Below are 20,005 nucleotides of genomic sequence, written 5' to 3'. Positions count from 1 at the left end.
ATTGCAATAGGAAATCACACTCTCCAACGCATGGCTCGCAAAATGTGAACAATTCGCAACGGGCTCCGAATATGCGGAGACACCATAGCAGCGCGAACCATAAGATAGTGCGAGGATGGATCTAATATGACTGACGGAAAAAAACGGAAAATTCTCGCCGCTTCGTCCGGAGGCGGTCACTGGGAACAGATGATGGCTATGCGCGCCGCCTTCGAGGGTAGCGAGGTATTTTTCGCCACCACGATCCCCGGTCTCTTAAAAAAGTACGATATCAGCAATGGCTTGGTTCTGCCCGATTGCAGCCGCGACTCGATCGTTATGTCAATCAAGTGTTTTTTCAGCGCATTCTACATTGTCTTCAAGCTGAAGCCCGATATCGTTCTGTCGACCGGAGCAGCTCCTGGCCTGTTCTGCCTGTTGGCCGGCAGACTCATGGGCAAGCGAACGATCTGGATCGATAGCGTCGCCAATGTCGAGAAGCTGTCCTTATCGGGAAAATTGGCCGGCCATATTGCAACGCTCTGGCTGACGCAATGGCAACATCTCTCGCGGCCGGATGGCCCCCATTACGCAGGAGCTGTCCTTTGATCCTTGTCACCGTCGGAACGCAGCTACCGTTTGATCGCCTCGTCAAGGCCGTCGATACCTTCGCAAATGATCTGACCAGACCGGTGCTGGCGCAGATCGGCAAGGGCACCTATACTCCACAGAACATGAAATGGATCAAGAATATCGAGCCTGCGGACTTCGATAGGGTCTTTCGCGACGCGACTGTCATCGTCTCTCACGCGGGAATCGGCACGGTCCTCACGGCGAAGCGTTTCGGCAAACCGATCATTCTTGTTCCGCGGAAGGCGGCTCTTGGCGAGCACCGAAACGATCACCAGCTTGCCACGGTCAGCCAGCTTGTCGGCCGGCCGGGCATCTATGTCGCCCAGAACGATGACGAACTCAAAGACTATCTCCTCCAGGACCTGGACAGCCCCTCTCATCAAGACGTGTCCGATGCCGGCCGGACGTCGCTGGTCAACTATTTGAAGGGCTATCTCGCAGCAGGTTGAACCCGCCGACAGGTGCAGACGCCCTCAGGCGGGGAGTTTCATTCTCCGCAATCGCGGCCGGCTATGTGGCGGGCGAGTCGGGGCACGATGATTTTAGAAGCGACTTCAGGCCGCGGATGTGCGCCATCAGGAATTGCAGCTGCCAGATCGTCAGGAGTCAGGCGCTCCCAATCGGGCCGGTAATCGATAAACTCCAGGCCCCGTTTCCGTGCCTCCGCCTGATGAGCCGAGATATAGCTACCGACAAAGGGACGGATCAGCCCCCGCAGTCCTGAAAACGGATTCATCGCCATGAGGATAATCCGCGCCCGCGGCAGGCGTTGATGAAGCTGATCGAGAATGTCGGCAATATTCCTTCGGCTTTGTGCCAGCGACACGAACCGATGCAATGTCGCGTCATTGGCGTAGAGCTCGATCAGAATAATATCCGGCTGCTCGGCAACGACCCGATCCAGTTGGGTCAGGGCCCATGTCGACGTCTCGCCGCTCTTTGCGACGCTCTCGACTTTCACGGATCTCTGCAGGCAGGCAGCAAGCCTTGTCTGAAGGCCGGGTTGCCATCCCCCACGCGCTGTCAGCGATGTTCCGAAAGCCACTATTTTCAGCGGCGGAAGGTTCTCGGCATCGCTCTTTTCGGTCATCAATACCATCACGAGGCAGGCTAAAAGCAGAACCAGACCCGATGCCAGTCGCCTCTGGGTCGGCGCCGCTCGCCAAAGCCGCAAACATATCATGACAGAACCATATCTCGGCGAGAGCTATACGTCACCCGACAGGAGAACCTTGTGGAACGACTGGCAGGCCCTTGAAGCCAGCCTTGCAGCAGGCTTGAGACAATATCATGAAGGACAGATTGTCATGTCCGCTTCAGTGCGCAAATCAGCCTTGCATCCAACCGGGGATAGCAGCTGCCGCGACATACCGCAACGGCGCCGCGGAGCGCCAATCACTCCTCACGAAATACATGCTGCATCTGATCGGTCAGCGGTTTTGTGAGATAAGAAATGACGGTCCGGTCGCCGATCTTGATAAAGACCTCGGCAGGCATGCCGGGATAGAGCTTTATCGATTTCAGCTTCGCGATACTTTGAGCCTCCGGCTTGACGCGCACCGGGTAATAGCTGATCCCCGTCCGCTCATCCTTGACGATATCAGGCGCAATTGAGGTGATCACCGCCTGCACATCGGGCGTCGTGCGCTGATCAAAAGCGCTGAAACGCACATCGACGGATTGGCCGACATGGACCTGATCGATATCGCGGGTGGCGACCTTCGCCTGGACCGTCAGATCGTCGTTTTCGGGAACGACGAGCCCCAGCGTCTGACCGGCTTCGATAACGCCATTGACGGTGTGCACCGACAATTCGTGAACGCGGCCGCTGAGCGGCGCGGTGATGTCGAGACGGCGGAGTTGATCGAGCGCAGTGCCGCGGCGCTCCTCATTTTCGGCGATCTGAGCTTCGACATCGGTCAGGTCCTTTGCGATCTCCGAACGACGATCCTCATCCAGCTGAATCGACTGTCGGTCGATTTCGATCGCCTTGCCCTCGGCCTCCGCCTTTGCGGCGATTTCCTGACCGCTGTTACCCTGGAGATCGGCGCGGGCGCGCTTGAGGGTATTCAAACGCTGAAGCGTGACCAGACCCTTTTTGTAGAGAACATCGACGGCTTCGAGCTCCTGTTCGATCAAGCCGAGGGAATCGCCGGTGGCGTTGATCTGAACGACCAAGCCTTTGATCTGCTCGCCCAATTGATCCTTGCGCGACGCCAGCTGACTCTTCATTCCGATCAGCGCCGACCTGCGGCTGTCGAACAACTTCCGCTCGCCGTCGAGCAGCTGCTGCGCCGCGGTGCTGGATGTCAGATCGCTGAGGTTTTCTTCGACTTCGAACGACTCGGCGCCGATCCGCTCCGCCTTCAGACGGGCGCGGCGCGCATAAAGCTGAGCAAGCGTGCTCTCGACAATCGACAGCTGTGCTCTTGTCGCCGTTCCATCAAGCCGTATCAAAACCTGTCCGGCCGACACATGCTGGTTTTCGGAAACCAGAAGTTCCGAGACGATACCGCCCGTCAGATGCTGGATCTTCTTGACGTCGCCGTCGACGACAACGACGCCTTCGCCGATGACGGCGCTCGAAAGTTCCGTCGTCGCCGCCCAGCCGCCGATGCCGCAAACCAACGCAATGGACAGCGCGCCGACAACCGCCACATGGCGATTGAGGGAGCGTTTGGATTCACTAATAACTTTGCTCACGATCTTCCTTCCGGCCTATTCCGCCGCATTGCCGTCGACCACGACCTTAAGCTGAGCTACGCGCTCGGCAATCGGCGTGCGCGCTGCCTCGGTCCGGCTGACCCGCGCCAGAACTTCTTCCTTAGGACCGAATGCGATCATCCTGCCCTCCTGCATCATCAGCACGAAGTCGCACACTGCCAAAACGCCGGAGCGATGCGCGATGACAACGACGATGCCGCCACGTGCACGCACGCTCATGATAGCAGCACTCAGCGCCCGCTCGCCTTCCTCATCGAGATTGGAATTCGGTTCATCGAGCACGACGAGGAAGGGTTCGCCGTAGAGCGCTCTCGCAAGCGCGATACGCTGTCTCTGCCCGGCTGAAAGCGCAGCACCGCCTTCGCCGATTTCGGTCTCGTAACCGTTCGGCAGACGCAGAATGAGGTCGTGAACGCGCGCCGCCCTCGCCGCGGTAACCACTGCTTCCGGCGACATTTCTTTGGCGAAGCGGCAGATATTCTGCGCGACGGTACCGGAGAAGAGCTCGACATCCTGCGGAAGATAACCGATATGCCGGCCAAGCGCGTCGCCGTCCCACTGGTCGAGCGCCGCGCCATCCAGGCGAATGGATCCTCTGACCGTCGGCCAGATGCCCATCATCGCCCGCGCCAGCGACGACTTCCCCGAGGCGCTGTAGCCGATGACCCCGAGCGCGCTCCCGGCTTTCAGGCCGAAGCTGATATCGGAGATGACCAGTCGCTGGCCGGCCGGCGGTCCGCTGGCGACGCCTTCAACCGTGACCTGCTTGGAAGGTGCGGCCAGCGCGAGCGGAGCCGGGATCTCCGGAATTGTTTTCAGGAGATTCGAAAGCCTCGCCCAGCTCTGCTGGGCGGAAACGAAGCCGCGCCAGTTTCCGATCGCCGCCTCCACAGGCGCCAGAGCGCGAGACGTCAGGATGGAACCGGCAATGATGATACCCGAAGAGGCCTGACCTTGAATGACCAGGATCGCGCCTGTTGCGAGCGTTCCCGATTGCAGGGCGATACGGAAAATCTTCGACAGCGTCGCATAACCGTTGCCGACATCCGATGCCTGCCGGGTGATGTTCCGGTATTCGCCGTTCTTGCGGTCCCAGATCTCAGCCATGGTGCCTGCCATGCCCATGGCATGAATGACCTCGGAATTGCGGATCGAACTCTGCGCAAATCCGTTGCGCATGTTGGCGGCTTCCGATTGCCGCTTGGAGAGCGTACGCGTGCCCTGGTTGGTCAGGAACGTCAGAATGGCGAGTACCAGCGATCCGCCGATCGCGATATATCCGATCGCCGGATGGAACAGGAAACAGATAACGAGATAGAAAGGAAGCCAGGGCAGATCGAACATTGCCGTCGGGCCCATGCCGGACAGGAACGTTCTTATCTGATCGAAATCCCGCAGGGGCTGAAGCCCGTCTCCACCGATCTTGACCTTCAGCGGCGCTTTGATCAAGGCCCGAAACACCCGTCCATTCACCATCTCGTCAAGCGCACCGGCGACGCGAACGAGCATTCTGCTCCTGAGAACTTCGAACGCGCCCTGGAAAGCATAAAGTGTCAACGCAAGTATTGCCAAGGCGGCCAGTGTCGGTATGCTTTTGCTGGGAATGACCCGATCATACACCTCAAGCATAAAAAATGAACTTGTCAGATAAAGTATATTGATAAGCGCGCTGGCTATACCAATGAAGATCAGTCCTCCTTTGCATTTCCGCAAGGCTTTGGACGGTTCATTGACGTCAGCTGCTGAAATTTGAAACACGAAGCAATCCTCTTCTACCGCATCGCGAACCAACGAATGCTGGTCCACAGTGCAGTTACAGGCCCTCAAACCCGATCATTGACATGGCTGCCTTCGGATCTCCGGCACTGTTGCCGATCCCGCTTGCGCGCCATAACGTAGAACATAAATCCCACTGAAAGATGACCGAAAATACAAACTTATCACGAGCAATTTCAGGGGGTCTAACTTTAACACTACGATAAGCAAACCAGCCGAAGCAAGTGAATATCGCAAAACCGCCAATAAGGGTTAAAAGCGGCGAGCGTGTGGCAGCTTAAATCCGGCCTTTACTGACGAATTAGACTATAAATGCAATCTGTAGTTTGTTTTGACCATAGCAGACGCGAATTTTTTCGATCAAGAGGGTGTCTTTTGCATCGCCCGCTGGCGAAAACTTGGCTGCCTCGCAAATTTGAGACCGCCCGCGGCTCGCGGGAATGCGCCAGAATCCCGTCCAGCCTCACGCCAGGACGTATGAGGCGTGACTGCCATGGAATGCGTCGACGTTGATCGACACGCTCAAGCTGTCGGTATCGATGTGGGAAGCGCCATCGGAGATTTTGTATTGGAAGAACTCACTGACTTTGCCGCTGAGGCCTGCGAGTTTGGTAGCATCGACCGTATAACTATAATCGCCGTCGCTTTCGACGTGGATGACGCCGTATTTTCCGGTCAGCGTCAGGCCGTGCTTGTCCACCGCGCTGTCACCGAAGCGGCGAAGTAGTATTGTGCCGTTGCTCGCATTGTCGTTCTCAAGAAGATTTCCGTGATAGGCGCTGCCGGTATCAGTCGAAATTTTCAAGCTGTCATGGACGGCGGCGATTTTGGGAACGACGGCAGCAGGCACGGTCGCGGCCGGCGTTTCCACGCTGGGCGCCGGAGAACTTACCTGAGGCGCCGGTACCTCCACATGCTCGGAAACCGGCGCGACAGGAGTCTGCTCATTGCTCGACGACGTGTCGCCGCTCGCGCTGCCCGCTGCGCTGTCAAGCTCGGCCTGCGCTTGTTCGAGCGTCTTGTTTTCGCCGATGGAGAACGTGTTCTGCGCAGCGATTGCGGCGGGCATCGTCAGCGTCGACACCGAACTATCGATGACATTATCGTAGAAGGAGCCCGATGCAGGCCTGTCGACCTTCAGTGCCGACGCGGTCAGGTCGTCGAAGACATTGTCGTGAACAATGATGTTCTCGCGGAGATAGGCGGGATTGCCGACAGCGCTGACCAGGACGCCGTAGACGCCATCGTGCAGGTAATTTCCGCTAATGTCGTAGTTTTTCGCATCGCCGGAGTCGCCAAGGCCGATGCCGTACGACCAGTTGTAGCCGCCATATCCTGAGATGTCATTGTCATGGATGGCGATGTTCGTGCCCGCCTGAGCGCTCAGCCCGAAACCGCCGCCGATAAGCGTATTGCCCTCGACCACGGCATCTTGAGCCCGGATCAGCACCAGGACGCCCTTGGCGCTATTGGTTTCCGTCTGCTCGAGATGATTGTCCTTGATCAGGATATTGCTGCTGTCGTTGAGCTGAATGGCGTCGGCCACGCTCCCCTGACAGTTGGTAACGGTATTGTTGACGAGGGTGACGCCCTTGACCTTGTCCATCCAAATGCCATCGGCATGCACACCGGTCAGGGTGCTATTCTCGATCGTGATGTTCTGGCTACTTTGGAAGCTGAGCGAGCCAGGCTTTCCGGCCAGACCGGTATTCGAGACCTCGACGTTGCGGACGATCCAGTTCGATACACCCCCGGCATAGATCGCGTTGGCGCCAGTATCGGCGATCTTGATGTTCTCGACAATGATGTTCGAAGCCTTGGAACCGTGTATCCCGTTATTGCTGCTGTGAATGACCGGCGCATCACCAATGCCATAGCTGCCGATGGTGATCGGAGCGCTGACAGTGCCGGAATATTTCAGGTCAAACTGTTCGTTAAATACGCTTCCGGCAGCAAGCAGCACGCTGTCACCAGGATTTAGTTTTAAGGCTTCAACAGCGGACAACGTCGCAAAGGCTGAACTCTCACCGGTTCCGCTGTTATAGTCGGATCCCGTCACTGAATTCACGTAATAGACGGTCATGCTGCGATCTCCCGAGGTTATGGAAGACCTTCTAACTGCGGACATCTCTCCGGCTGCTAAAATGAAACACTAAAATGCGCGATATCTCGAAATATTCTTACATTCTGAGCATGATTATTTTAGTGTACTCAAAATGTTGTATCGCGATAAGGTTGTATAGCCCGACAAAACGCCTTCTACCTGGATTCGGCACATCTGCCGCACTGTGATCCGAGCAAGCTGAAGCCGGCATATACCCGCTCCAGCGCAGCACAACGTTCCCCAACCCAAACCTATATGCAGTTACCGGGAATTTATTTTCGGCGATATGGCACATCCGAAGGGAGGGGGTCCTGCGACAGTGCAGATTCGCTTAATAATCCTTCATGATTACACAATAACACTTCATGATTATACACCACCTGGCAACATTATTACATTTTACATTGAATAACTATTTTACAAAACCCAAGAACGACCCAACACGACTGCAACGACATAGACGATCAAATATTGTTAAAACTATAATATTTAGGACTTTCATCGACTTAGGTATGTTGTGGGCGTATTGTTATCGATCAATACACTCTCAAGTTCTTATTTGTTGTTAACTACACGCTTGACTCCATGTATTAAGATACCATTAATCATGTGGTCCGCTGAAGTCAAAAATGACCGGCGAAGATCAAATTCTAGGAGAGACACAGATGGCTATTCACGCAACCGACGATACTGCAACATTTCTGGAAACCGACGTCATTTCCGGGAACCTGCTCAGCAACGACACATCCGATGGCAACCTCTTCCTACGCGCCTTCGACCAGCAGAGCGTTGGTGCTAAGCAAGGCAACAATCAGGTTACCGCAATCGCAGGCGACTACGGCACGTTCTACGTCAAGCCGGACGGAAGCTATACTTACGTATTGAGTGATGCTGCAAAGGTCGGCTTCACAGCCGGTGAGACGCTGCACGAAAAGGTTTCCTATAAAATCTCCGATGGCGCCGGCCATACCGATTTCGGCCTATTCACGCTGAATATCAAGGGTGTCACTCAGGTAAAGCCGATTGCTGTTGACGACCATCTCAGCTTCAACGAGGGCGACGCCATCGGCGGCAATCTGCTGACCAACGACATTCCTGGCGACAATGGCCACCTTTTCCTGCGTCAGTTCGCCAACACCAGCGTAAACGGCGACCCGACCGCAACAACGAACATTGCCGGTACCTATGGGACCTTCCATGTCAAGGCGGACGGCTCGTTTACCTATGACCTAGCCTCGGATATCGCTCCGGGCGACCATATCACCGAAACCATCCAGTACTACAAGATCTCCGATGGTCAGGGCCATACGGATGTCGGCGTTCTAACGCTCAACATCACCGGCACGGACGTCGTCTCCGGCGCCACCGTCTGATCATCGATAAACCGTCAATGATGCAACGCCCGCTGCTTACGCGGCGGACGTTGTCGGCTGTCAACCAGTGCCGTCACGAAGTTTGCCGATGGCATCACTGATTAGCGGGCGCCTTATCGGACGCGTAAAGGACGCTGTTATACGCTAGCTCTTTATTTCTCGCATATTGTTATCACGACGTGCTTTGTCCGCTCTGGCAATATTTCATCTCAGATGCGGGTTTAGACAGCTAAAGCTTGCTACGTTCTTCAGGAATGGCGGAGAACGATTATCTGCCACAGCGCTGTCGAAACCGCGCTGTCGCCCCCTCTCCTACGCTCGCCCAAGTTCGATCGAAGATCGGGCGGAGCTGCGGGTTGACCTTCTTTATCGCGGCATTGACCATGCAGCGATCCCCAAGTTTCAGCATTGTGGTGAGATCGCTATCAAGCGCAATCTTTGCAGCGGAAAGGGTTACGCTGGTAAAATCATTCCAGAAATAAAACCGCGACAAAATCATTCCCTGATCGTGGGGCGCGAGCACGACCGAACGCTTCATCATTTCCGCAATAGAGACCGGCTCTTCTGCGATTTTCGACTGCACGGCCGCAAGTCGAAGCCAAAAGTTGCTGTTCGTCGGCATGCACGAGAGGGCATACCGCAAATATTGACGCGCATTTGACGCCGCAGCCGCCCAAGCGTCGTAGTTGACATTGACATTCTGTCGATCGAGCTGCGTCAGAATGAGCGTGACACCGGCGGCGACGATGTCAGATCGGCAATAGTGCTCTTCGACCACCTCGACAGTACGCGCCGCATATCTGGCCGTGACGTCGTTCGCGACAGTTTCGCCGCGTTCTATCCTCTCGGCGACGAGCGAAATGCTGGCCGTCCTTATCGAAGCATAGAGTTCTCGGCCGGCCAGCACCGTAAAGACCACGGCGACGATGAGGAAAACGATTCTCGTGCGCGAAACATGCCGAATGCCGAGCATCAGCTTTCGGTATAGTATCGCGAATAGCGCTTATAATAATACTCGCTGGAACCGAACGTCCGGTAGAGCTTCATCTGCGCCGGATCGACCTTGGTCAATATGGCGCCGACGCACTTCGTATAGAGATCCGGTTCGGACAACAGCGTCGACTGAACCACCTTCCGCGAAGTCTTGCCCCACTCAATCACGAACACGACCGCGTCGAGCTTCGGGTTAATGGCGCGTGCATCCACCACCGGAGCCAGAGGAGGCAAGTCGACGATAACGTAATCGAAACTTTGACGCGCAAGCTCAAGAAGCTGATCCATACCGCGCGACGCAAGCAGCTCCGACGAATGCGGAACGCGATACCGCGCCACGGTCGGCAGGAATGCGAGCTTTGTTTTGGGGTCAAGGAGAATGAGATCCTTCAGCGGGCGATTGTCGACGATTGCTTCAAGCAAGCCGGCTTCCGCGTGGCGGCCGATGGCCCGCGTCGCTCCCGGATTGCGCATATCGGCGTCGATAAGCAGGCACCGTGCCCCTTGCATGGCCAAAAGCTTGGCAAAATTGATGGCGGTCGTCGACTTGCCTTCACCGGGCAAGCTCGAAACCACACCGATAACTTTGCAGCGCTGATCGGAGGCACTGATATCGATTGCGATTTTTGCGCTGCGAAGCGTCTCGGCGAATGCCGACAGCGGATGCTCCTCGACATAGGTCGTGGTCTTGCCGCCTCTGGCGATGCTTCGCGGGTTACCCGGATCGACCAGCGTCGGATCGTCGACGTTGTTCTCAATCAGCGGCATCACGCCAAGAGATTCGACGTCGAGCATATCCTTGACATCATCACCGGTGCGGAAGAAGCGGTCGCGGAATTCACGGAAAGCTCCAATGCCGCTACCGAACGCGCATCCCAGGAACATGGCGAAAGCGATGACGAGGCTTCTTTTCGGCGCGCTCGGCTTCGTCGGCGTCTCCGCAGTGGTGATGATACGTGCGGCGGTAATTGGGAAGCTCTGCTGCTGGATCGCTTCTTGATAACGCGCCAGGAAGCTCTGATAGAGGTTCTTATAAGTATCCCGCGTCCGCTCGAGCTCGCGGAGCTGCACCTGCGTCTCGCCCGCCGTTGCGGCTACACCCGTTGCCTTATCAACGCTGTCACGCAGCGATTTTTCGCGGGATTGCGCAACCGTGAGCTCGCTCTGATAGCTCTCGGCGATGCGATTCAGCTCGTCGAACATAAGCCGTTCGTATTCGGCCATCTCCGCACGGAGCCGGACTGCCTGAACGTGGTCGGGACCAAGCCGCGCCTCGATCTCGGCCTCGAGCTTCGAAGCTTCCAGATATTTCTTTCGAAGGTCGTTTGAAATCGAGCTGTCAAGCACATCGGTCACGATCGCATCAGTCTGCTTGGCTTCGATGATCGACTTGATGCGGGTATATTTCGCCTCGGCCTGCGCCGTTTCGGCCTGAGCCTTGATCAACTGGCTGTTCAGCTCGGAAAGCTGCTGCTCGCTGAGCAAAGTGCCCGATCCTGCCTCGACAAGCCCATGCTCGCTGCGGAATTTCTGCACTGCGAGGTCGGTGTCCAGCGCCTGCTGCCGGAGTTCTTCGATTCGCTCCTGCAGCCACTCGCCGGCCCGGCGTGTCGCCTCATATTTCGAATTGAGCTTATCGACCAGGTAAACATCGGCGATGGCGGCGGCGATTTCTCGCGCCAGATCCGGCGACTGCGAGGTATAGCTGAGGTCGAGGACGTAGGATTTGCCGACACGCTCGACGTCGATATTTCCGGCGACCGTTTCCGCAGCCCATCGCCGCTTCATTTCCGCATCGGGAGCAACGGCCCCGTCGTCGGCAAACCAAGAGCGAAAATTCAGCAGAGATTTCAGTGTTGCGACAGAAAAAAGTGAGTTCTTCTGTGCCGTGAACACCGGATCATCGACAAGTTTCAGCTTGTCCACAACCGCATAGGCGATCGTATCGGACTTCAACAGCTCGACTTGGCTGAGGACCGTGCCCTCGTCATCGTCCAGCTGGCCGAAAGCCGCCAATTGGTTGATCATCTGATTGTCACTGCGGTCGATCAGCACTTTGGTCTCGGCTGTGTAGACCGGCACCGCAGTCAGGACATAGACGACACCAAGAATGGCAAAGGCGAAAGCGCACACCGCTACGATCCGCCACTGCCGGCGAACGATTGCGATAAGCTTGTCGAAATCGATGAAATCAGCTTCGTTTCCCGTATCGCGGGAAGCGTCGATACGCGGCGTAAGTTTATCTGGTGACAGCAATTTCGATCTCCAACAAAGGCGTCAAGCGCTAAGATCTACAGGCAATTCCAGCTATTGTGTGACGGGGATGCTCTGACTGGTCGACTCCGTCGTATCAGAGGACGACTGCCCCGCTCCTCCGGCGCTGACGACTATCGTCGTCGAGGTCGTCGAACTCGTGGACGAGCTGTCCTCATCGTTCGTATCCGAAACCCTCAGCGTGCCGGCAGTCGTGGTGCTGCCGTCAAACGGCGTACCGTCATCCGACCCGGGACCTGTCTGCCCGATTGAACCGGTGTTGCCGATACCGGATGCTGCGGCTGGCGCACCTGTGCCCGGACCGAGCGCCGCCGTCGCGCCTTCAGCCAGAACCTTTGCAAAGGCTGTCAGCAGCGGCGCAAGATTGGGATCGGCGCTGGCTGCCTCAGCAACAGCTTTTTCGATCGCCAGTTTGAACTGCGGATCCGAGACTTGGCAGCTGTTTGCGGCTCGCCCGAGGCCGGATCCGATCGCCGCCATCTGTGCGGCATTGGCCTTCTTGGCCTGCTCGAGTACCGGCAATAGGGCGTCGTTACTGCTCCCTACCAGCGCTCGAACACGCGATGACAGAACCAGGGGATCGGACATGTCGAGCAGAACAGCGGGATTGGCGTTAAATCCGCCGACGTCTGCGGGTGTGAGATTTGCGGGACCCAGGCAAGCAGACGCAAAGGCGTTCGAAGTCATGCCGACAAAAATTGCCGCGAAAATTCCGCTATATGCAAGTTTACGATGAACACTAAACCTTGCCATAAAAGTGGCTTCCTTCATCAAATCCTCTATCGGAAACAGGCCACCAGCACCGATCGTATGCGATCGGCACCGGCTATTTCCCCAATCAACGCCCGAGCTCTCGCACCGCACTACGGGTATCGCGTGCGTCGTCCGTCACGCCGGCTACAGTGGACGATACCGAGTTTACGATGTCAAGGAACTTGACCAATTCGATAGAGTCCGAATTGGAAATATAGATAATATCCTTGTCTTCCATCTTGAATTGCTGAGCGGCAAAGAGGGTTGCCGGATCACGGAGATTGGCGCGGATAATCACCGGAACCGTATCGCCCGCAAACCGCGTCGTATCTACATGCATCGCCGCAAGCGTTTTCCTCGGGACAAGGCGATAGAGCAGGACCTGGGCTGGATCCGCACGGTCGTCACGCAGGCCGCCCGCCTTGGCGATGGCCTCTCCGAGAGTCAGATCCGACTCTTCGAAATCGAACCGGCCGCTGACGCCGGCGGCGCCGAGCGCCAGGAAGGTGCGGCGCTCATGATCGACCGAGATCGTATCATCGGGCGCGACATAGATATTCTCCGCCGGATTTTTCAACAGCGTATTGTAGGCGACGGTCGCCGTTCTGCCGCGGCGCTGAAGCGTCACATTCGTTTCGATGTTATTGGTCGTCAAACCACCCGCAGCGGAAATGACGTCGAGAATGCGCTCACCGGCCGGACTGATCTGAACGCGCTGAGGATTGTTGACGTCACCGAGCACGGCCACCTGACTGGAGCGGTTGGTCGTCGTGGTGATAACAACCTGCGGCTCGATTGCGCGACTGGCCAGACGATCCTCGACATCCTGCTCAACGGTCTCCTTCAGGCGACCGGCAGCCGGAACGCGACCCGCATAGGGGATCGTGATCGTTCCGTTTCTATCGATGGTCTGTGCCGGCAGAGAGATATAATTGCCGGGCCGGCTACCGGCGTCGGAGGGAATGAAGAGACCGCCGGACTGAGCTTCGAAAATCGCAACCTCGACGACATCGCCATAACCGAGCGGAATTTCAGGCGCACCGCCGCGCCCACCCCCAAAACCCTTGAAGGAGGTCGGCTGCGGAGAGGTGAAATAGGACAGGACGTTCTTGCTGAGATCAACCAGGGCGTAGTCGATACCGACGCGACGCTCCTTCGTTGTTACCTTTACCGCCGCCCCTCGATCGACATCTTTGTGATCTGGACCGGATCTTGGCAAGGACGTGCAGCTTGCCAATATACTCGTTAGCGCTACAACAATGGCGACGCGTGTACTACCGACAGGAAAACAACCCATAGAATAACCCGTGTTGACGCCCTTGAAGCTACTGCTCCGCAATCGGACAAATTACAAGACAATCCCTGATCAATAATTACCGAATGCCGTTTATCATTCTCTAACTGTGGCAGCCCGGCAACGCCGAGCACTTCAGCAAACGAACGGCCTCAGCCCGGCTCTCTGACGCCGGCAATAATCTAAAGGCTGCGTCCGCTATAAAATTTCTTGCGTTTAAGAGTCAACCCGCAGCCCTCAATCAATCGGTATTTTCGAAAAATCTTCATAAATTCCATTAATTTAAACCTTTGTGTGCGGGCCGGTCACACATATTGGCGATCCGTTTCGCCGTGACTGCGGCCGAGGCTGATCGCAACGACGGCGCTCAGGAATGCGGAGAAAAAGACCGCGAAACCAGGGATTTGCAGCGAAAAGTCGACCGCGGCATGAAGGGCGACCAGAACCGTCGCCGCTATTCCGAGCAGAACATAGTGCCTCAGGCGCCGCCGCTCGGAGAGCCCGCGCCAGAAAACCTTCGCAAGCACTACGAAAGTAAGAAACGTCGCAACCGGAAACGTAACTCCCAGCCCCAGAAATCCTTCCAGATAGAAATTATGTGCGCGGTCAAAGATCCCGAATATGCCGCAGGCCGGATCGCGGTAGGCAGAAAACACGGTGCGAAAGGTTCCAAGGCCCGTTCCGGTTAACCAATGATCCGAAATGGCACGCCATATGCCCGGCAGAATACAGAAACGATCATCATCCTCGAGCCGCCGCTCCTGCGCGCGCAAAATCGCCTGCCCTGCAAACATGCTCAGCAACAGGACGATGAAAATCACCGCCGAGAGAAGCTTCAACACCGAGCGCCATCTCGGCGCCGGTGTTAAATATCGCCTCGAGCTGTTCCAATTGATGACAAGCCAGGGAAAATAGATGAGCGCGGCAATAAAGGTCGCGAATATTCCGGCGCGTGATCGGCTCAGCATCAACGCGGTGAAACATGCGCACAGGAGCAAAACATAGACCCACGTTCTCAAGAGCAGAAGGTTTCGGCCTGGCTCGCCGGGCGGGTGGATTGAATAGGAACGGGCAATGTCCCTGACCAGTGTCAGCATGAGCAACGTTCCCAGGCCGAGGAAGGTCGCAGCGGTATTGCGGTTGACGAAGACGGCTGTCAGGCTGTCGAGGTAGGCGTGTTTTTCTATGACGATCAGGATGTTGGGAAACATCGAAAATTGCAGCAGGCCGAAAACGGCGATGCCCCCCGCCGCGAGCCCCAGGCTGGCCAGCACTTTCCGCGCTCGTTGATCGGTATCGCACAAGATAAGTCCGGTCAGAAAGGTCACGAAAGGCAGGGCCACCCAGAGTATCGAGGCAAGCGTGTCCGCCGGTTCGACGGAGATCGCCGCATATTGGACGCCCGCCAGATCGCGCGCAGCGCCCCAGGCGGGGTTTGCCAGCCAATTGGCCGGCAGTTCGATCGTTTGAATAAATGTCCAGCTCGTCAGCACGACGAGCAAAAGCAAGGCGATCTTGAACACCCACCTGCTTTGTCTTGGCTCGGCAAACAGCAATACCGAAACGATGGCGAGAGCAAACATTCCGATTGCAGCGAAGGCGAAGGGCAAAGGTGTGACACTTCCAAAAGGAATGAGCGTCAATATCACCAGGCAGATGAAGGCAACGAGAATCGCCTCCCGCAAGATCTGCCTGTTGATGAGGCTGGATAACATTTGACTTCACTCACCAGCAGTCAAAACGAGGCAATCACAACCATTACGGTTAATATACTCGTACTAACATAAGTTGCAGATCAAGCGCTCGCGTGTTAAAGTGCAACAGAATTCCACATCGTTAAAATTGTCGCGAATGGCTTAAGCCAATCGAGACAGGACCCCGCTTATGCTCCTTCAAGCAGCAGAAACGGGACAGACGTTCTGTGCCCAATACTTGGCAGATCACTAAATCGCCATGCCATTGACTGAGCCAAAAGGCAAGCCTGATCTCAATCGCTTGCCCTGACGGGGATTAAGAGATGAAGAAAACCTTCGTTACACTTCTGGCACTGGCTTTTACAGCGGGGAATGCCTGCTCTGCATTCGCGGCCGGCCCCGCGGGTTTCGCCCGCGGCCTGACCAGCGGTTCGGAGGTCAGCTATATCGCGGAAAAAGGAAAGATCGTTCCGCCCTTCGCCCAGGTGCTGTTCTGCGCCCAAAACCCTGCCGAATGCCGCGACAACAACGGACTGTTGGTCATCGCACTGACGGACAAGGAAATGCTGCAGCTGAAGAATGTGAACACCACCGTCAATCGTACTATGATCGGCCGCAACGATTCCCGCAACGAACTGAACGGCGATGTCTGGAAGGTGAATGTGCGCAGCGGCGACTGCGAAGATTTTGCATTGACCAAGCGCAGCCGGCTGATCGCGATGGGCTGGTCATCGCGCGCCTTGCGGATCGCAACGGCCTATACACCTTCCGGCGAAGGGCACGCCGTCCTCGTGGTCAGAACCGACAAGGGCGACCTGGTGCTCGACAACAGGCAAAGCAGCATCAAGAACTGGCGCGATACAGATCTGCGCTGGGACAAGATCCAATCGGGAACGGACCCGTACGTCTGGTACCGGCTGTAGCAGCCGAGGCAACCGATAGAGCAATTCGTCTCATTCCAGGATTGAAGTCGAGCCGGCTCTCACGAACCGCTCGACTTGTCATATCGCCCACATAAACCTATGTTTTTGCTGTCGAGCGGGTGCCTGGCAGCAAACAGCGGCACCCTCAATGCGACTTCCGATGTGGGTATTAAGCGATCTTCGATATTGTCTTTTGGCCCAGATTCAGTATGACGAGCGCCATGCTGCGACGCAGCATGACGTTCTACTCTAATGATTTGAGGGAAATATGCGCATCACGATGATTGGATCAGGCTATGTCGGCCTCGTTTCAGGCGTTTGCTTTGCGGATTTCGGCCACGACGTCATCTGCGTCGACAAGGATCTGAGTAAGATCGAGGCCCTTCGCGAGGGCCGTATTCCGATCTACGAGCCGGGTCTCGATCAACTGGTTGCTGAAAACACCAGCACCGGCCGCTTGTCGTTTTCGACGGATGTCGGCGAAAGCGTTCGTGGCGCCGACGTCGTGTTCATCGCGGTCGGCACGCCGTCCCGTCGCGGCGACGGCCATGCCGATCTCTCCTACGTCTATGCCGCTGCGCGGGAGATTGCCACCTATGTGGAGGGCTTCACCGTCATCGTCACCAAGTCGACGGTGCCGGTCGGCACCGGCGATGAGGTTGAGCGCATCGTGCGGGAAACCAATCCTTCGGCTGACGTCGCCGTCGTCTCCAATCCCGAATTCCTGCGCGAGGGCGCGGCGATCGAGGATTTCAAGCGTCCTGATCGGATCGTCGTCGGACTGAATGATGATCGCGCACGCGAGACCATGACCGAAGTCTATCGTCCGCTCTACCTCAACCAGGCTCCCCTGGTCTTCACGAGCCGCCGCACCTCCGAGCTCATCAAATATGCGGCCAACGCCTTCCTGGCCATGAAGATCACCTTCATCAACGAGATCGCCGATCTCTGCGAAAGGGTCGACGCAAACGTCCAGGACGTTTCGCGCGGCATCGGCCTCGACGGCCGTATCGGCTCCAAGTTCCTGCACGCCGGTCCGGGTTACGGCGGTTCGTGCTTCCCCAAGGATACGCTCGCCCTTGCCAAGACGGCGCAGGATTATGACGCACCGGTCCGTCTGATCGAAACGACGATCTCGATCAACGACAACCGCAAGCGGGCGATGGGCCGCAAGGTCATTTCGGCCGTCGGCGGAGACATTCGCGGCAAGAAAGTCGCCATCCTCGGACTGACCTTCAAGCCGAACACCGACGACATGCGCGACAGCCCGGCCATCGCCATTATCCAGACGCTGCAGGACGCCGGCGCCCAGGTCGTTGGCTATGATCCCGAGGGTATGGACAATGCCCGCAAGGTCATCGAGAACATCGAATATGCGAACGGCCCTTACGAAGCCGCTGCCGACGCCGATGCCCTCGTCATCGTCACCGAATGGAACCAGTTCCGCGCCCTCGATTTCAATCGCCTGAAGCAGTCGATGCGCGCTCCGGTCCTGGTCGATCTGCGTAACATCTACCGCAGCGACGAGATCCGCAAACACGGCTTTACCTATACCGGTATCGGCACCAATCTTTATCGGGACGCCTGACAGCGCCTGGCAACTCTGTGAATCTTCTGACGCCGCGGGCACAATCCCGCGGCGTTTATCTTTGGAGCATGCGCCACGCTCTCTTCGCCCATCGCATCGGCTTGAAGGCCGGAATCAATTTTTCGGAAAGCACGACACGGAGTTTCAGAGCGCAGCGCGTCCTTTTTGCATCCGAAGGCTCTAAAGCAGCCCTACCCGCGTCCCCTTGATCGTCAGTACGGTCAGCCGGCCCGTCGCCGAAACCGCGGTGTCGATGCCGATGCGTTGCGGGCCGAATGTCGGGGCTCGCCCCGGAGTATGTCCGTGGATCACGAGGACAGGAAGCTGCGGCCCCTCGTCCAGGAAGGGCTGCCGGATCCACATGAGGTCGCTGTCTTTTTGTTTCTTGAGATCGACGCCGGGTCTGACGCCTGCATGCACAAACACCACCCTGCCTATCCGCAGCATGATCGGCAGCGATTCCAGGAACTGGATATGCCGCTCGGGTATCATATTGCGAATGACGCGGGCGATCGTTTCGTTTCCCGCCGCCGACTGCAGGAGATGCTCGATATCGATGCCGTAGGAGTGCAGCGTCTCCGTCCCGGCGAAACCCAGCCATTCGAGAATGCCCGCCGGTTTGCGATAGAGCTTCACCAGCTCGGCATCGTGATTGCCGCAAAGAACCGAGCGCTGAAACCCTGGCGGCGGGTTCTTGCTCAGGAACTCCAGAACTGCGCTCGAATCGGGTCCACGATCGACATAATCGCCGAGCATGACGATGAGTTTCGGCCCCTGAATGCGTGCTGCGTCCTCCTCGATGCGGCGATGCACCTCGACGAGCTCGTCGTAACATCCGTGAACATCGCTCATAGCGTAGACCGCAGCGAAGTCGCCTTCGGCAAAGCTCAGCCGAGCGCGCTGCTTACGGTTGCCGGCCAATATCGGTATCTGTTGTCGCCACCGTCCTAGATAATTAGACATGTAACCCATTTATGAGACCCGACCGCATGGCGGGTTGATCGATTTCCCATCTATCGCTGCAACGGCACGAATCACAGTGTTCATAAGAAGTTGGCCTGATCGCGGCGTCGACAATGTAGCCGCAACCTGTTGCCATATTCAGAACGACATGATCCTTCGCCGTTTGCTGAACCGCCTGCACCAGGCTCGCCTGGGCGACCGCGGCGGAACGCTGCGCGTCCAACACATCAAGCGAAGAGGATTGGCCATCCTTGTAGCTCCCGATTGAAAGCGCAAGGGTCTCCGGCGTGATCTTCACCTGGGTGCGAAGCGCTGCAGCTCGCCAGCGATAGCAAAACGGCTGCCGCGGAGAACGGCGTTCTGTACTTATCCATAGTTGAGAAGACATCGCGATTAATATTAGATTGTATTTTAGTACATGATGGTTAACTGCCGGTTAAGCTTATGTCTACTGGACAGATTCTTTCACCTTCAGCTGTGTCATCCAACGTTTCCAAAGCTGGGAGAACTCGAAACCGTCGGCTTTCCACAGGCGAAGCCGCCGAAAAAGCTGTATAAATCAACTATAGCGAGAGGCGTTTGGAAAAAATGAACGTTAAAGCAGATCACGCTTGACGACCCTGCGACGCCGCTTAAATATGGTGCGCTGCGAGCGTGAATGACAATTCTTGATCAGGAATCTCAGATCCAAAACTGCGGGGTGCAAAGTGGAAACTGCGGTTGATTCGAAACTTATCGAGGCGATCAGCTACGACGAAGACAGCCGGCATCTACGGGTCTATCTGACCAACGGCCAGAGACGAGAATATGAAGGTGTTCCCAAAGGCGTCGTCGTCGGTTTGACGATGGCAGAATCACCGGGGAATTTTTACATGAAGGCAATAAGAGGCAAATATCCTCATCGCCCCTAAGCATGTCGCGGCAACGACATGCG

At 56.6% G+C, this 20,005-nt stretch carries 16 protein-coding genes; 6 read left to right on the top strand and 10 right to left on the bottom strand.

Annotated elements, in window-relative coordinates; translation table 11 throughout:
• The first annotated feature begins 126 nt into the window (after window positions 1-126).
• Together B5E41_RS09380 and B5E41_RS09375 are read left to right on the top strand one after the other, a co-directional pair.
• Entirely contained in the window at window positions 127-588 is a 462-nt protein-coding gene (locus tag B5E41_RS09380; RefSeq protein WP_088392994.1) for a glycosyltransferase family protein, read from the top strand.
• On the top strand, window positions 585-1,061 hold the full coding sequence (locus B5E41_RS09375) for a glycosyltransferase (protein ID WP_088392992.1): 477 nt from the start codon (window positions 585-587) through the stop codon (window positions 1,059-1,061). The genes B5E41_RS09380 and B5E41_RS09375 overlap by 4 nt, the downstream gene beginning before the upstream one ends.
• A 38-nt stretch (window positions 1,062-1,099) precedes the next feature.
• On the opposite strand, the gene B5E41_RS09370 is transcribed toward B5E41_RS09375, so the two are convergent.
• From B5E41_RS09370 to B5E41_RS09355, 4 genes are all read right to left on the bottom strand, one after another.
• Complete coding sequence (locus B5E41_RS09370) at window positions 1,100-1,795, bottom strand: SGNH/GDSL hydrolase family protein (RefSeq protein ID WP_088392990.1); 696 nt, start codon at window positions 1,793-1,795, stop codon at window positions 1,100-1,102.
• A gap of 212 nt (window positions 1,796-2,007) precedes the next feature.
• Window positions 2,008-3,315, bottom strand: coding sequence for an HlyD family type I secretion periplasmic adaptor subunit (locus tag B5E41_RS09365; protein ID WP_088392988.1), 1,308 nt, complete (start codon window positions 3,313-3,315; stop codon window positions 2,008-2,010).
• A gap of 15 nt (window positions 3,316-3,330) precedes the next feature.
• Entirely contained in the window at window positions 3,331-5,094 is a 1,764-nt protein-coding gene (locus B5E41_RS09360; protein WP_088393253.1) for a type I secretion system permease/ATPase, read from the bottom strand.
• 481 nt (window positions 5,095-5,575) lie between these two features.
• A complete protein-coding gene (locus B5E41_RS09355; RefSeq protein WP_088392986.1) occupies window positions 5,576-7,195 on the bottom strand; it encodes a right-handed parallel beta-helix repeat-containing protein in 1,620 nt (539 codons plus the stop codon).
• 686 nt (window positions 7,196-7,881) lie between these two features.
• Here B5E41_RS09355 and rapA2 point away from each other — a divergent pair.
• Complete coding sequence (gene rapA2, locus B5E41_RS09350) at window positions 7,882-8,589, top strand: calcium-binding lectin RapA2 (protein WP_088392984.1); 708 nt, start codon at window positions 7,882-7,884, stop codon at window positions 8,587-8,589.
• A 268-nt stretch (window positions 8,590-8,857) separates the two neighbouring features.
• On the opposite strand, the gene B5E41_RS09345 is transcribed toward rapA2, so the two are convergent.
• The 5 genes from B5E41_RS09345 to B5E41_RS09325 form a co-directional block, all read right to left on the bottom strand.
• On the bottom strand, window positions 8,858-9,562 hold the full coding sequence (locus tag B5E41_RS09345; RefSeq protein WP_088392982.1) for a hypothetical protein: 705 nt from the start codon (window positions 9,560-9,562) through the stop codon (window positions 8,858-8,860).
• Window positions 9,562-11,838: a polysaccharide biosynthesis tyrosine autokinase gene (locus B5E41_RS09340; RefSeq protein ID WP_088392980.1), complete on the bottom strand. Its 2,277-nt coding sequence runs from the start codon at window positions 11,836-11,838 to the stop codon at window positions 9,562-9,564. The genes B5E41_RS09345 and B5E41_RS09340 overlap by 1 nt, the downstream gene beginning before the upstream one ends.
• Before the next feature lie 51 nt (window positions 11,839-11,889).
• Window positions 11,890-12,609: a sugar transporter gene (locus B5E41_RS09335; protein ID WP_088393251.1), complete on the bottom strand. Its 720-nt coding sequence runs from the start codon at window positions 12,607-12,609 to the stop codon at window positions 11,890-11,892.
• Window positions 12,610-12,694: 85 nt separating this feature from the next.
• Window positions 12,695-13,906, bottom strand: a complete 1,212-nt coding sequence (locus B5E41_RS09330; RefSeq protein ID WP_011426469.1) for a polysaccharide biosynthesis/export family protein — start codon at window positions 13,904-13,906, stop codon at window positions 12,695-12,697.
• A gap of 302 nt (window positions 13,907-14,208) precedes the next feature.
• Entirely contained in the window at window positions 14,209-15,618 is a 1,410-nt protein-coding gene (locus B5E41_RS09325; protein ID WP_088392978.1) for an O-antigen ligase family protein, read from the bottom strand.
• 302 nt (window positions 15,619-15,920) lie between these two features.
• On the opposite strand from B5E41_RS09325, the gene B5E41_RS09320 reads away from it, so the two are divergent.
• Both B5E41_RS09320 and B5E41_RS09315 read left to right on the top strand, forming a co-directional pair.
• Complete coding sequence (locus B5E41_RS09320; RefSeq protein WP_088392976.1) at window positions 15,921-16,520, top strand: transglutaminase-like cysteine peptidase; 600 nt, start codon at window positions 15,921-15,923, stop codon at window positions 16,518-16,520.
• A gap of 268 nt (window positions 16,521-16,788) precedes the next feature.
• Window positions 16,789-18,108 (top strand): UDP-glucose dehydrogenase family protein, encoded by a 1,320-nt coding sequence (locus B5E41_RS09315; protein WP_088392974.1) that lies wholly within the window; start codon window positions 16,789-16,791, stop codon window positions 18,106-18,108.
• A gap of 180 nt (window positions 18,109-18,288) precedes the next feature.
• Here the strand turns inward: B5E41_RS09315 and B5E41_RS09310 are convergent, their stop codons facing one another.
• A complete protein-coding gene (locus B5E41_RS09310; protein WP_088392972.1) occupies window positions 18,289-19,080 on the bottom strand; it encodes a metallophosphoesterase in 792 nt (263 codons plus the stop codon).
• 659 nt (window positions 19,081-19,739) lie between these two features.
• On the opposite strand from B5E41_RS09310, the gene B5E41_RS09295 reads away from it, so the two are divergent.
• Entirely contained in the window at window positions 19,740-19,982 is a 243-nt protein-coding gene (locus B5E41_RS09295; RefSeq protein ID WP_064804427.1) for a KTSC domain-containing protein, read from the top strand.
• The last annotated feature ends 23 nt before the right edge of the window (window positions 19,983-20,005 follow it).

It is taken from the genome of Rhizobium esperanzae (genome assembly GCF_002204185.1).
Classification (GTDB): Bacteria; Pseudomonadota; Alphaproteobacteria; order Rhizobiales; family Rhizobiaceae; genus Rhizobium; species Rhizobium esperanzae.
Note: the sequence above shows the minus strand (reverse complement) of the source record. Positions and strands in the feature narration are given on the sequence as shown.